Source organism: Pontiella sulfatireligans (assembly GCF_900890705.1).
Lineage (GTDB): Bacteria > Verrucomicrobiota > Kiritimatiellia > Kiritimatiellales > Pontiellaceae > Pontiella > Pontiella sulfatireligans.
In genome coordinates, this window is sequence record NZ_CAAHFH010000001.1 from 3,367,345 (window position 1) to 3,381,581 (window position 14,237).

At 58.7% G+C, this 14,237-nt stretch carries 11 protein-coding genes; 6 read left to right on the plus strand and 5 right to left on the minus strand.

Annotated features, from left to right (window positions below):
- Positions 1-96: 96 nt before the first annotated feature.
- The 4 genes from SCARR_RS11865 to ettA all read left to right on the plus strand — a co-directional run bounded on the left by SCARR_RS11865 (position 97) and on the right by ettA (position 6,135).
- Complete coding sequence (locus SCARR_RS11865) at positions 97-540, plus strand: DUF6567 family protein (RefSeq protein ID WP_136061787.1); 444 nt, start codon at positions 97-99, stop codon at positions 538-540.
- 182 nt (positions 541-722) lie between these two features.
- Entirely contained in the window at positions 723-2,525 is a 1,803-nt protein-coding gene (locus SCARR_RS11870) for a HEAT repeat domain-containing protein (protein ID WP_136061788.1), read from the plus strand.
- Positions 2,526-2,676: 151 nt separating this feature from the next.
- The gene (locus SCARR_RS11875; RefSeq protein ID WP_136061789.1) at positions 2,677-4,446 is read left to right on the plus strand and encodes a HEAT repeat domain-containing protein; all 1,770 of its coding nucleotides are present in this window, start codon (positions 2,677-2,679) and stop codon (positions 4,444-4,446) included.
- Positions 4,447-4,461: 15 nt separating this feature from the next.
- The gene (gene ettA / locus SCARR_RS11880) at positions 4,462-6,135 is read left to right on the plus strand and encodes an energy-dependent translational throttle protein EttA (RefSeq protein ID WP_136061790.1); all 1,674 of its coding nucleotides are present in this window, start codon (positions 4,462-4,464) and stop codon (positions 6,133-6,135) included.
- Position 6,136: 1 nt separating this feature from the next.
- Here ettA and SCARR_RS11885 read toward each other — a convergent pair whose 3' ends face one another.
- The 5 genes from SCARR_RS11885 to SCARR_RS11905 all read right to left on the minus strand — a co-directional run bounded on the left by SCARR_RS11885 (position 6,137) and on the right by SCARR_RS11905 (position 12,189).
- Positions 6,137-7,741, minus strand: a complete 1,605-nt coding sequence (locus tag SCARR_RS11885; RefSeq protein ID WP_136061791.1) for an oligosaccharide flippase family protein — start codon at positions 7,739-7,741, stop codon at positions 6,137-6,139.
- Between the two features lie 18 nt (positions 7,742-7,759).
- On the minus strand, positions 7,760-8,878 hold the full coding sequence (locus SCARR_RS11890; RefSeq protein WP_136061792.1) for a M48 family metallopeptidase: 1,119 nt from the start codon (positions 8,876-8,878) through the stop codon (positions 7,760-7,762).
- A 1-nt stretch (position 8,879) separates the two neighbouring features.
- Positions 8,880-9,818, minus strand: coding sequence for a ParB/RepB/Spo0J family partition protein (locus SCARR_RS11895; protein ID WP_136061793.1), 939 nt, complete (start codon positions 9,816-9,818; stop codon positions 8,880-8,882).
- An 89-nt stretch (positions 9,819-9,907) separates the two neighbouring features.
- Positions 9,908-10,981 carry a hypothetical protein gene (locus SCARR_RS11900; protein ID WP_136061794.1) on the minus strand — a complete coding sequence of 358 codons (1,074 nt, stop codon included), beginning with the start codon at positions 10,979-10,981 and terminating at the stop codon, positions 9,908-9,910.
- 80 nt (positions 10,982-11,061) lie between these two features.
- Positions 11,062-12,189 carry a trypsin-like serine protease gene (locus SCARR_RS11905; protein WP_136061795.1) on the minus strand — a complete coding sequence of 376 codons (1,128 nt, stop codon included), beginning with the start codon at positions 12,187-12,189 and terminating at the stop codon, positions 11,062-11,064.
- 123 nt (positions 12,190-12,312) lie between these two features.
- Between SCARR_RS11905 and cmoA the strand changes: the two genes are divergently transcribed.
- Both cmoA and cmoB read left to right on the plus strand, forming a co-directional pair.
- Entirely contained in the window at positions 12,313-13,065 is a 753-nt protein-coding gene (gene cmoA, locus SCARR_RS11910; RefSeq protein ID WP_222846272.1) for a carboxy-S-adenosyl-L-methionine synthase CmoA, read from the plus strand.
- Positions 13,066-13,157: 92 nt separating this feature from the next.
- On the plus strand, positions 13,158-14,111 hold the full coding sequence (gene cmoB, locus SCARR_RS11915; protein WP_136061796.1) for a tRNA 5-methoxyuridine(34)/uridine 5-oxyacetic acid(34) synthase CmoB: 954 nt from the start codon (positions 13,158-13,160) through the stop codon (positions 14,109-14,111).
- The last annotated feature ends 126 nt before the right edge of the window (positions 14,112-14,237 follow it).

Genomic DNA, 14,237 nt, shown 5'->3' on the forward strand with positions numbered 1-14,237 from the left:
CGTGAATATTCATGTTCTCCATTGGCGGAGGAATTGCATATTAAACCCATTGAAAGGATAAGCATGAAACAGATCGATTAAAGCACACGACGCGTATTGACCGCCGCATTGGCCGCAGGCCTTTGCTCCACCCTTCTGGCCGGATGCACCTCCCCGCGCGGCGGCCGTTATGACCAGTCCAACGCGACGGGCGTCGAGCTGAGTCAGAACAATTACAAAGTGGTGAAAGCCAATGCCACGGGCACCAGCAAGGGCTTCCGCCTGCTGGGTATTATTCCGTTTGCCAATCCATCCTACTCCAAAGCTAAAACGAAGCTGTATGAGTCAGCGGGCACGGATATGACTGGCCGATCGATTGTGCTGTCCAACCAGTCCGAGGACAAAACCTCCCTGTATTTGATTTTGTTCTCCATTCCGAAACTCACCCTGTCTGCGGACATTGTTGAATTCGTCGATAACGCCCCCGCTCCGGTGGCCGCCCCGGTTGCCACTCCAGCTGTCCAGCCGGTTGCTGAGCCGGAGGCAACGCCAGCCCCCTAAAGGCTCGGAAGAAACAAGGCTCCTTTTACGGACGGATGCAATAAAATGCATACGGCCTTTTTCATGCAGCCCTTGTATTCTCTTGAAAGAACAGGAGGTAGCGGCTACATTCTTTCGATAATGTGCGCCGTGCCGTCCAATCATTGGAAGCAGGAGCGTTTAGTGATTCAAGGGGAATTGATATGAACAGAAGAATATTTACCGTTTTCTCGGTGCTGGCCGCCGTTCTCATGCTGGGGCTGGCCGGATGCAGCCGAACCGTTGATGATGTGGCCAAATGGAAAGCCAGCGGCAATGTGGCAAAACTGATCCGCGCCCTCGACGACCTTAAATACGAAGTCCGTCTGGCCGCCACTGAAGCACTCGGCGAACTAAAGGCCGAAGCTGCGGTTGATCCGCTGGCGGCGTTGTTCGACGACGACGAGCCCGATGTAGTTCTTGCCTCCGTGAACGCCCTCGTCTCAATTGGGAACGGCCCCGCTTCTACGCATTTGATTCTCGCGCTCAAGCTCGACAACGTCGATGCGCGCCTCGCGGCCGCCACAGGACTTGGCGCACTAAAAGCCACCCGAAGCGTTGAAGATCTCGGCATGGCTCTCGATGACGCCGTCGCCGCCGTAGCCCTCGCCTCGGCAACGTCGCTCGGGCAGATCGGCGAGGAAAAGGGAAGCAAACCCCTCGCAGGAAAACTCAGCGACTCTTCGGCCGAACTGCGGCTCATCTGCGTGCAGTCGCTCGCCAGCACGGGTGGCGAAGAAGCCGCCAAAGGGCTCGTCGGCGCACTGGACGACCAAGATGCCGGCGTGGGCAAAGCGGCCGTCGAATCGCTCGTCGCCATCGGCGATGTCTCCATCCCCTACGCCCTTTTGGCAATTAAAGACAACAAGACCGTAGTCCGCAAAGGCGCCATTGCCGTACTCCAAGGGCTCAAAGCCGTTCCAGCCAAAGGAAGCGACGCCATCTGGTTTAAGCTGGCCGAGGTTTCCATCGACAATTCCGACGCCATCGACGCCTCGCTGGTTCGCGAGCTCGCCCAAACAGGCGATGTTCAAACCTTGCTTGAAGCCAACGCACATAACGTCGCCGATTTCCGCGAGCATGCCTTCCGGGCGGTCGAAGCCCTCGGCGAGCCCTGCACCGCCCAAGCCGTTGAAGCCGTCGGGCAAATGGCCGGCGCCCAAGGCAAATCCTGGTTCGACGGACGCACGGATTGGAACGGCGCGCCGTCCTGGCGCATCGACCTGTGGGCCGCCATGGCCTCGCTCAACCCCGCTTTCGAACTCGACGGCGCAACGGTCGATGCCATGAAATCGCAAGGGCGCAACGCCTTCCGCGTCATTATTTCGCCACAATTCACGGCGACGCACGCATACACCCCGCTGCTCATCGAACTGCTCGGCGACCAAACCAAACCGCCGCCGGAAGAACCCGACTTTGATGCATACGGCATGCCGATCGTGAAAAAAGCGCGCGACACCTTCCGGGGAGAAGCCAACCAGGAGACAGCCAAAGACAAGTTGATTGCTGCCGGGGACGCCGGCGTGCTGCCCCTCATCGCCGCCAGCATCGGAACAAATGAGCTCGTGGGCGGCCACGCAGCCGAAATCCTCGGCGAGATCGGCGACGCACGCGCCGTTGAGCCGCTCATCGGCGTGCTGACGAAAAAGATCGCCGCCGGCGAAGAGCTCTCCCTCTCGCCCTTCTACAACGCCCTTCAAAAGCTGGACGCCCCGGAAGCGGAACCCGTCCTGCTCAAAGTGCGCCCCAACGCCGACCGCGCCATGCGGGTGTTCGAGCGCAAATATCCCAGCGTCAACGTCCTCAGCGCGGAAAACCGCGACACCTCCGCCGACTACACCCTGCCGACCACCTTCCGGCTGGGCTACATCGCCGACGCACAGCTGGTGGAAACCCCGGTCACCTTCGCCAAGGACGGTTTCGGCGACTGGAAGCCCTCCCCGCCGCTCCCCGCCGAACTTCCGTAGGGGCGCACGCTCAGGGCAGGCTTTCAAGCCTGCCCTTTTTTTGTCCCTGATTCGCCGGCCCCGCACATATTTCCTTGCCAATATTTTACTACTCCTATCAAATGCACTTTTCGTTTCAGTCGTTGGAACGAGAGAAGGGAAAAGGAAATTCATGAAAATTCAGGCAACATTCATTCAAGCAGCGGCCGTGGCCGCATTAGTTGCATTACTCTCCGGATGCGGAGAAACAACAACAGACACAGTGAAGCAGTGGCAGGCCGCCGGCAATATATCGAAACTCGTTGGCGCAACGGATGCCAGCTCCGATCAGGACATCCGGCTGGCCGCCACCGAAGCGCTCGGCGCCCTAAAAGCAGAAGAGGCGATCGAACCGCTCGGCGCCCTGATTGTGGACCAAGATCTGGGAGTGGCGCTAAACGCCATCAGGGCGCTGGCTCAATACAACAGCCCGGCGGCGCAAAAGCACCTTCTCAGCGTTCTTGAAGCCGGAACGCCCCGCGGGCGCGCCATCGCCGCCGAAGCGCTGGGCGAATGCCCCCTTCCCGAAGCCGTGGATCCGCTCATCAAAATGCTGGATGATGAATATGAACCCGCGGTCCTTGGCGCGGCCGTGTCGCTCGGCAAGATTGGCAATGCCAAAGCAGTTGAGCCGCTTTCGGCCAAGGTGCAGTCCATGAGCCAGCCCCTGCGCCTGGCGTGCGTGCAGTCGCTCAGCAGCATCGGCGGCGAAACCGCTATACCGGGGCTTGCCCTTGCGCTCGGCGACATTTCTGACGATGTCCGCAACCCCGCCGTGGCCACCCTCGTTGCGCTTGGCCCCGCGTCCATCCCCATTGCGCAAGAAGCCCTGCGCAGCACCGATGAAAAAGTGCGCCAAAGCGGCATGGCCATCCTTGAAGGCGTCAACCAAATCCCCTCTTCCGGCGATGGCTTTGTCTGGTACCAGCTTGGGAAAACCCAGATGGACAAGAAAAAGATTCTAATCAACACCGCCGTTATCGAGCAGCTGGCCTCTCAAGGCGGAAATGCGGTCGATGCGCTGCTCGAAGCCGCGGCCCACCCGAATGCCGCCGTACGCGAGCACGCGCTCCAAGCCTTGGAACAGATCGGCGAGCCCGGCGCAAATAAAGCGGCGGAAGCGGCCGAAACCCAGGCCGGCCCCGAAGCAAAGCGCTGGTTCGCAGGCCGCGGCAACTGGCGCGGCGCCCCTTCTTGGCGGCTCGACCTCTGGGGGGGCGTCGTTGCGCTCAACCCCAACTTTGAACTGAACCCAGCCAAAACCGCCCAACTGGAAGAGATGGACAGCGACGCGCGACGCGTTATGGCCAACTCGCAGTTCATGCCCACTCGCGAATATATCCCGCTTCTTGTCAGCCAACTGTCGTATACAGAAACCTCAGGGACCTCAAACCCCCATATGGCCGAACACTTGAAACTGGCGACCAAACAACTGAAGCGTCTTGACCGGAAAGCGGAGCTGCCGCTCATTGCGGCGGTCAGCGATCCCGACCCGCAAACCGCGGGCAACGCCGCAGAAATCCTGATGGCCATGGGATCCCCCAACGCCGAACCGGTCATTATCGATGCGTTTTCAAAACAGCTCGAAGCCGGCGCCCCGCTCGGGGACACACCGTTCTACCGCGCCCTGCAGAAGATCGACAACCCCGCCACCGAGCCGTTGTTGATCATGGCGTACCCGAACGCCGAACGCGCCCTCCAAGTATTTAAACGGAAGTATCCCGGCGCCCGGGCATCCATCATGCCGAGCCAATCCGTCTACGAAGGCGACGACAAGCCTCTTGCCTTCCAAGTGGGCTACTATTCCGGCAAACACATAAAGGAGATGAAGGTCACCTTCAGAAAACATAAAAACGGCGAGTGGAAACCATTCCCGGCGCTGCCCGACGCGTTGCCGGAATAATGGCGGAGGCTCCCAATGGCTGGAGAATATGTCTACACCCTCGAAGACCTGACTAAGCAGCACGGCGCCAAAACCATTTTGACCGACGTCAACCTGTCGTTCTTTTTCGGCGCACGCATCGGCGTGATCGGCGGCAACGGTTCGGGCAAGTCCAGCCTGCTGAAAATTATGGCCGGGCTCGACACCGAATACATTGGCCAGTGCCACATCGCCAAGAACACCAAGATGGGCTATCTCGAACAGGAGCCTCTGCTCTCCCCCGGAAAGACCGTGAAGGAGGTGGTGATGGAGGGCGTCGAAGAACAGCAGGCCAAGCTCGACCGCTACGACAAAATATGGGAACTGCTCGGCGGCGATGTTTCCGACGAGGAGTCGGACAAACTCAACAACGAAGTCGCCAATCTTCAGGAAGAGATCGACGCCAACAACCTATGGGAGCTCGACCGCCATGTTGAACTGGCGATGGACGCCCTGCGCCTGCCCGAAAGCAACCAATGCGTAGACGTGCTCTCCGGCGGCGAAAAGCGCCGCGTGGCCATCTGCCGCCTGCTGCTGCAAAACCCCGACGTCCTGCTGCTCGACGAGCCCACCAACCACCTCGATGCGGAATCGGTCGGCTGGCTGGAGGAGCACCTCAAACGCTTTACCGGCACGCTGATTGTGGTGACCCACGACCGCTACTTCCTCTCCAACGTGACCGAATGGATCCTTGAACTCGATGCCGGGCGCGCCTTCCCCTACAAGGGCAACTATGAAGCGTGGCTGGAGCAGAAGCAGACCATTGCCGAAAAATCCCAGAAGCTCAACGCCTCGCGCAAGAAGCTGCTCAGGCAGGAACTCGAATGGGTGCGCATGAATGCATCGAGCCGCCTCACCAAAAACAAGGCGCGTCTGAAGCGCTACGACGAACTGTCCGCGCAAGAGTTCGATACGCGCGAAGAAAACCTTTCCATCCAAATCCCGCACGGACGCCGTCTTGGCAACAAAGTCGTGCAGGCCAAGGATCTCTCCAAAGCCTTTGGCGACCAGCTGCTGTTCGAGGGCGTCAACTTTGATCTGCCACCGGGCGGGATCGTCGGCATTATTGGTGGCAACGGCGCCGGAAAGACGACGCTGTTCAAGATGATCAACGGCAAGGAAACTCCGACCTCCGGAAGCCTGGAGCTCGGCAACAGCGTCGATATTTCCTACGTCGATCAGCTGCGCGACGACCTCGATCCCGACAAGACCATCTGGGAAGAAATTTCCAAGGGCGAGGAAACCATCGAAGTCGGCGGGCGGGAAATGAGCAGCCGCGCCTACTGCGCGCGCTTTAACTTCAAGGGCGCCGAACAGCAGAAAAAGGTCGGCGTACTTTCCGGCGGCGAACGCAACCGGGTGCATCTCGCCAAGCTGCTGCGCAGCGGCGGCAACCTGCTCCTGCTCGATGAACCGACCAACGACCTCGACGTCGCAACGCTCCGCTCATTAGAAGAAGGCTTGATGAACTTTGGCGGCTGCGCCGTAGTGATCAGCCACGACCGCTGGTTCCTCGACCGCGTGGCCACCCACATTCTCGCCTTCGAAGGCAACTCCGAGGCCATCTGGTTCGAAGGCAACTACCAGACTTTTCAGGAACACATGCGCAAACAAAACGGCGACAACTGGTCGCCCCACCGCGTCCGCTACCGCCCCATTAAAAACGGATAAGCTAAACCCCAAAAACGCGGAACATCAGCTTGTTAAGGCGCTTGATCTCCAAGGCCTGGAAGTCGGCGATGTCGGACTGGCGAACCAGGCGAAACGCGCGGACGAGCAGAAGAAAAAGCACTGCGTAGAGAGCACCTATTCCAAAGAGCAGGCCGATGTTGATCCAGTCCTGTTCAAAACGCTCGAATAGGCGGAGCCGGCCGGCAACCCAATGGAAAGCCGCCGCCTCCAGCGTCAATACCGTCGCCATGCGGAAGAAGAAGGCGGCCGGGAAATAGATCCCGCCAATGATATGGCGGGCCACCATCATCCGCGGCGTGATGGTGAGGAAGAAGGTGGCCGCCACGGCCCAGATGCCGCCCCAGACGCCCCATTGCAGCTGCACGATGAGCAGCCAGTCGAGGAACAGGTTCACCACAATCTGAAAGGCCATCATCGGCAGCATGTTGTGCACCTTTTCCTTGGCCTTGAGTGCCATGGAAAGCGGAATGGAAACCAGCGGAAGCAAGAGGAGCAGGCAGAAGGCGGAGGCCAGCGAGCCGGCTTCGTCCATCTCGCCGCGGTAAATGACGTGGTAGGCCGTCGGGGCAAAAAACGCGCCGAGAACGGCGACGGGAAGCGAAGCGGCCATGAGCAGTTTGTAGGAGGAGCTGATTAGGCGGCCCAGGCAGCTGGCGTCTTTCACATAGGCTTCCGCAAAGGCGGCGGTAGCCAACGAGAGCAGCGCGAGCGGAATGAAGGTGACCACGGTGTACGGCAGTGTATAGCCCAGATCGTAGACGCCGGCCAGCGTGGCGCCGCCGGCGGCCGCGAGGAAGAACACTTCGGAATATTTAAACATCACCATGCGCAGAATCGCGCTGAGCATGGCGGTGCCGGAAAACTTGAGCGCCCGTCGACGGCCGATGCCGAACTCCTGCGTGGTCCACGGCAGCTGCGTCACGCGGCGAAAGAGCAGCGCGGCGCCGACGGCGTAGACGACCCCGATAGAAAGCATCTGTATGAAGAAGACCGTATCCACTTCCGGGCGGGCGCCGAGCAGAACGTAGAGCCCGGCCAGCCACACCGCCCCCTGCACCATCGAGAGGATCGCCACCGTGCGGGTTTTAAACATGGAGGTGAAGACGGTGGCGACATAGTCCTTCAGGAGCAGCAAGCCGGTCATCCCGCAGGCCAGCGCGAGAAAGAACGGGAAGCGCTCGATGTGCTCGGCATGGAAGAGGCGCTGCAGCGGCCCGGCAAAGCGCAGCACCACCACCGAGGCGCCCAGCACCGCAAGAAGCTGGAGCGTGGCGGACTTCCACATCAGATGGAGCAGCGCATGGCGGTTCTGGCGGGCGGCAAGCTCGGGGACGTAGCGCATGAGGGCGGCTCCGAGCCCCAGCCCGCAGGCGATGAGCAGGTATGACGAAATGTTGAACATCAGGCTGTAGACGCCGAACTTTTCCTTGCCGAGGCCGTTGACCGTGAGGACGCTTACGCCGAAATAGGCGAAAAAGAGCACCAGCTTGCTGAGCACCATCCATGGAACGCCACGCACGGCTTCGGGCGAAAAGAAAGCGCCCTTTCCGCTGTCTGGTCCATCGCTTTGTAGATGGTTGTCCATCGTTTCCGCTGCAGGCGGCTACTGGCTCCGGGCGCGCTCGATGCGCCGCGAAATGGAGGGATGGCTGTGCAGCATGAACTCCACCCAAGCCGCCGGTTCCTTGTTCGAAAGGTTTTGATCGGCGAGTTTTTCAAAGGCGGAGACCAACGCATCGTGCGAGCCAAGCTTCTCGACAGCGTAGGCATCGGCGGCAAACTCGCGCTGGCGCGAGTGCAGATTGGCGAAGGGCATCGATACGAGCGAAAAGACGAAAAGGCTGAAGATGAAGAGCGGCGCGGCGCCGATGTTGGCGATGCTCTCGAAGCCGAGCCAGCCGGAGAGGCCGTTCAAGCAGAGATCGGAAATATAGAAGCCGGCCAACGCCAACGCGGAACTGGTGACCATCAAGCGGAGAGTGTCGCGGTTTTTATAATGCCCGACTTCGTGTGCGAGAATGGCGAGGATTTCCTCCTGCGTGTAGCCGCTGAGCAGCGTGTCGCCGAGGATGATGCGCTTCGTGCGCCCGAATCCGGCAAAAGCGGCATTGGCGGTGTTGGTCTTGTCCTGCAGGCCCCACTTGAAGACGCCGACGACCTTGATGCCGGCTTCTTCCATCATTTCGCGGACAGCCTGGGTGAGATCGCCTTCCTCCAGCGGCTCAAACTTGTGGAACAGCGGCATGATGACCACGGGCATGAGCGTCGAGAGCACAACACCGAACAAGATGTAGAAGACCGTGGCGAAGAGCCACCAGAAGTTGGGCATCCAGCGCAGCAGGGCATAGATGACCGAAAAGAGGATCGTCGCCAGTACAAGGTCGATCAGCAGCGATTTGACGAAGTCGGCCAACCATTCACCGAAGGTTTCGTTGGACAGCTCGTAGTGGTGCTCAATCACGTGGCCGCTGTAGTAGGAGAGCGGAAACATGCACGCGGAGAAGCCAAACACCGAAATCACCGTGTAAGATGCATTGGCCGCCCACCAAAGCCCGTCGCCGAAGCGCGCCGCCAGACTGTTGGCCAGCGTGGCCGATGCGCCGGTAAACTGGTAGAGCGCCAGCAGCAGCGCCACCAGAACCATCTGGAGAACGAAGAGTCGGTTGTGGATGGCGTCGTATTCTTTCGCCAACTGCTCGCGGGCTGTAGTTTGACCGCTCATGCTAAAGTTCGGTCGCGTAACCGATGATGGTCAGCAGGCGGTCGAGTTCGTCGTTGTCGTGATAGTCGATTTCGAGCGACCCTTTGACCTTGCGGCCGTTCGTGAGCGTCTTTGAGGGGGAAATACGGACGCTGGTGCCGAAAAACTGATGCAGTTCGTCGGTAAGGGTCTGCAGATAATCGCCGGGCAGATCGGATTTTTCGGCCCGCGGCTTTTTGGGGGCCGCATTCAACTTTTTGACGACCTTTTCAAGCGCCCGGACGGAGAGGCCTTCCTTTATGGAACGGCGGGCGAGCAGCTCCTTCTCTTTGTCGCTGTCGATCGAAAGCAGCACCTTGGCGTGACCGACGGAAAGCAGGCCCTCGGCTACATATTTGCGAAGAACGTCGGAGAGTTCGAGCAGGCGCAGGGCGTTGGCCACGGAAGCGCGGGCCTTGCCGACCTGCCTGGCCACCTCTTCCTGAGTGAGATTGAACTTTTTCTGTAACAGTGAATAGCCCTCGGCTTCCTCAATGGGGTTGAGGTCTTCGCGCTGCAGATTTTCGATCAGGGCGATTTCGAGCGCCTTTTCGTCGGAGGCTTCGATTACAATAACCGGCACCTTTTTAAGCATTGCGGCCTGCGAGGCGCGGAGGCGTCGTTCTCCGGCAATCAGCTCGAACTTGGTGCCGACCGCACGCACCAGAAGCGGTTGGAGTACGCCGTGGATCTTGACGGATTCGACCAGCTCGGTGAGCGCTTCGGAATCAAAAACGGAACGGGGCTGCCACGGGCTGGCAACCACTTTGGACATCAACACTTCGCGCACGCCGCCGGCCGCTTCTGCAACCGAAGCCGCTTTGGCCGCAACCTTCTTGGTGGTGGCCTGCTGCTTGGCTTCCGTTCCGTCCTTGATGAGCGCGTCCAGGCCGCGCCCCAATCCCTTGTGTCTTCCCGCCATAACCGTTCCTTTTTGGAAAATGCTGTAAATACACGGATAATCTATACAAAGCGGGCAAAATGAAAGGCTAAAATTGCCCCTGTCGGAGTCTAATCCATACGCATGCGCGGGCGGGTGGATTCCTGAGGCTGGGAGGCTTCTTTCTCGGCCTTGAGCTGCTGGTAGGATTTCACGACGATCTCGTCCTTTTCCGGCAGAAAGCAGTCGCGCACCCAAACGAGGTAAATACAGGCCATGACGCCCCAGATGCAACTCAGCAAGGTGAGCATGGCGGGAGTTATGAAGTGAAAGACTTCGGAACCGGCCTGCTCGGCAGAGTAACCCATGTGAGTGTAAAGCAGAGGCATCTCGATCTCTGAAAAAGTGAGCATCATAGAAGAGGAGGTGACCAGCACCAAGGCATAGGCGCCCCACCAAGCGTGCATTTTTCGGCTGTAGGCGCCCCTCCCCACATAGCCGAACGCCACCGAGATCAGCGCCATCACCGCCATGCCGGGGAGACCGCTAACAATGTGCCCGTAGATAAACACCGTATAGTTCGTGGTGGCGCCGGCCAAAATAGTGAGGCTGCCCAGCACCGAGATAAAACTCATCGTCAGCAGCGGAAGCGGCGTACGGTCGGTCCACGACGGATTGGGGTTGAGCCGTTCGCAGGTGTTTTGAACCCCCTTGAGGCTATTGAACACAATGACCGCCAACGGAAAGACCACCAGCAGGAGCACCAGCACCAGCACCGCAAAGTAGAGCACGCCCAGCGCGACAGTCGGCGGAATCCGCGCCGAATCAGTGAGCGACCCAAAAACCTCGGGGAGAATATACAACACTAGCGACAGCGACAGCGTTCCGAGAAAGACCGACACCCACGCGCCCACCACCAGTAGCGCGCGCGCCCACCGCCGCGCCTTGAGGCTGCCCATGCCCATGACGATGAACCAGCCCGTCAGGAAAAACAGCAGCCCCATCGCCATGGCGCAATGCGACGGCTTCATGCCCCGCAGCCCCGAGGCCGAAACCACGACCAGCAACAGCATCGCCAAGGAAAAGCAGAGGATGCCCATCAGGATTTCCGTCGTGCCGAAAACGGCCAGCCCGACCGTATGATCCTTGGCCGGGTCGCCCTCCATCCACGCCTTCTCGCGCAGTTTTTTTAGAATATCCTTCATAGTTTGCGCAGAGCTTAGCGGAAAAACGCGCGCCCTCAAGCCGATATCCACCGCTCGGCGCAATCAACGCCCGCCGCACCTCAGGGCAGATTGGCGCGCACGCGGTAGAACCGGTTGCTCGTCGGCGTCGAAACCGGCGCCGAGGTTTGCGGAGCGGAGCCAGCGAACCAGCCACCCTCTTCTTCCCAGACGCCCTCCACCAAGTTGGTGCGGAACTCAATCTGATACTTCCGGTTGGTCGAACTGCTGAACGTCACATTTGTCGGGGTTGAATAATTGGTTACTCGCAAAAACGAGTTGCTGTCGTTCGGAACCGAATCCGCCAGCCACTCTTCATAATTCGTAAAGCCGTCCTTATCCGCATCATCCCCAGCGCTCAGCGGACCATACTGCGCTTCCCACCAATCCGGCAGGCCGTCCATATCCGTGTCGTAGTCGGGGATGCTGTTCGTGATCCAATCGAGGTAGTCGTGAATCATCGCCGCCGAATTCCCAGTATAAGGGGAGGTCGCACCTTCGCGATATAAGTTGATGCCCGTCAGCTCCCATTCGGAAGCCACCTCGATAAACACCGGGCCACCGGAATCATAAATATTTGCCCCTGCTTCGAAAGCGGTGCCGCTCAAATCAAACGTGGTTGGAAAACATATGGTCGACTTAATTACGCCCCCCCCAATATCGGCGGGAACCGTCGAGGTCGAACCCGAGCCTTTATTGGTGCCCCAACGTTTTGTCCCTGTACTGCCGCTTTGGGTAAATGTTGTCGCTGTCACCACTCCCGGATATCCATATCCCGCCATGATCAAAGGATTATAGGTGGTGACTTTATTTTTACCCGAGCCTACGGTAGTGGAAATCTCTCCTGCATGCAGCGCATAGTAGCCAGGAAACGGCTTGTCATAACGAACCAAGGCTAGATCCGCAGTAGGATGAAATACAATTTCCTGCTGTCGGTAAAGTTCGCCATTAATCGTCAGGTTCGTTGTCGACCGGCCGTCATCGGCAACGTGCGCTGCGGTCAAAATCCAGTAATGGTCTACTGCGACAGATGACGCGCCTTGATATTGATAGATATAGTCCCAATCCAAAGAGTACCCATAGCCAGTGGGGCTGTTGGTCGCCGCTGATTCATCAGCAACGGCAATCGCATGCGCGCGCCCGGCGGACATCAGGATCAAAATCGATAAAATAGCGAATGCACTGCGCATCAAAAACCCTATGAGTTAATAGTTGTGCTCATGTTGACCACATCCAGCCAAAAACATCCAAACGAAATTGGTATATTTTACTAAGCCGGAAGCGTCACAGGATGGAATTTTAATGCAAGTCCCATGCCAGCTCTGCTACATTCCGCCCCTATGGACAAAGACCAAATCTATTCCGAATCGATGGCGAACATTGCCAATTTCAACTTCGACGCGCAGGTAGCGGACGTTTTTACCGACATGATCGAGCGCTCGGTCCCCGGCTACCGCTCCATCATCACCATGATTGAAACGCTGACCGGACACTATGCCCTGCCCGGCAGCAACCTATACGACCTCGGTTGCTCGCTCGGCGCCGCCACGCTTTCGATGGAACGCGGACTTACCGCCGAAAACTGCCAAATCATCGCGGTCGACAACTCGCCGGCCATGGTGGAGCGTTGTCGCAAGGCGGTTGCGCGCCGTCACACCTGCGCAGGTGTGACAGTTATTGAAGGAGATATACTTGCAACAGAAATAGCCGATGCATCCGTCGTCGTGCTCAACTTTACCCTTCAGTTTGTCCCGCCGGAAGAGCGCGCCCGGCTGCTGGAAAGAATCTGCGCGGGCATGCGCCCCGGCGGCGTGTTGATCCTTTCAGAAAAAGTGGTGTTCGAAGACGAACATCTCGACGAACTGCTCGCCGGCATTCACCACGACTTCAAGCGCGCACACGGCTACTCGGACCTTGAGATCAGCCAGAAGCGCTCCGCCCTCGAAAACGTATTGGTTCCCGAAACCATCCCAACCCACCGCGAACGCCTGCTCAGCGCCGGCTTCACCTCAGTCGATGTCTGGTTCCAATGCTTCAACTTCATGTCCATGCTCGCCATTAAATGAAATTTAAACACGAAGTTCACAAAGGCTTCCAAGCTTTCCTTCGCGAATCTTCGTGCACTTCGTGCCTTTGTGTTTAAATTCCAGCCCCTACAATGAAAATTGATTATTCAGAATTTTACGAACAGCTCAAAGGCTCCGATCTCGAATCATGGAACAATGCCCTGCCCGAGCTGATTGCCCACGGTCTGCGCTACGAACGCTATGGCCTGCTGCCGCAATGGGAGGAGGCGCTAGCGCAGCTTCCGGCCCTCAAAAGGGTAGCGGTCGATTTGAAAAACGAGGTGCGCATTGAGGGCGAAGCCTGCCCCGAACTCACAGAACAGCTGCAAGCCTTCCACCCGTGGCGCAAAGGGCCGTACAACATTCACGGCGTGCACATCGACACCGAATGGCGCTCCGACTGGAAGTGGGACCGCGTCTTGCCACACCTCCAACCGCTGGAAGGCCGCACCATCCTCGATGTCGGTTGTGGCAACGGCTACCACTGCTGGCGCATGGCCGGCGAAGGCGCCAAACTCGTCGTCGGCATTGACCCCACCCCGATGTTTATCTGCCAGTTTTTCGCCCTGAAAAACTTCATCAACAATTCCCGCGCGTGGGTGCTGCCGCTCGGCATCGAACATGTTCCCGAAACGCCCGGCGCGTTCGACACCGTTTTTTCGATGGGCGTTTTGTATCACCGCAAATCGCCGGTCGACCATATCTTCAACCTCAAGAGCTTCTTGCGCCCCGGCGGCGAACTCGTGATTGAAACGCTGGTGGCCGACGGCCCCGAGGGCTATTCGCTCATCCCCCAAGGCCGCTACGCGAAGATGCGCAACGTCTGGTTCATCCCCTCCGTCCCGACGCTGGAGCTCTGGCTCAAGCGCTGCGGCCTGCGCGACATCCGCACCGTCGATATCAACACCACCTCCACCGACGAGCAGCGCTCGACCGACTGGATGACCTTCGACTCGCTCCCCACCTTCCTCGACCCGGCCGATCCAACCAAAACCATCGAAGGCCACCCCGCCCCCAAGCGGGCCGTCGTTGTTGCGACGGGGTAGAAAAGGTTCGTAGTCCCGCCTTTAGGCAGTTTCACGAACGGCCGCGCTGGGCTGGCCGCCTGAAGACGGGACTACAAACCTTTTCCTCTTCCTTTTTTCCGTGTCTTCCGCTCCTTCCGTCGTTTA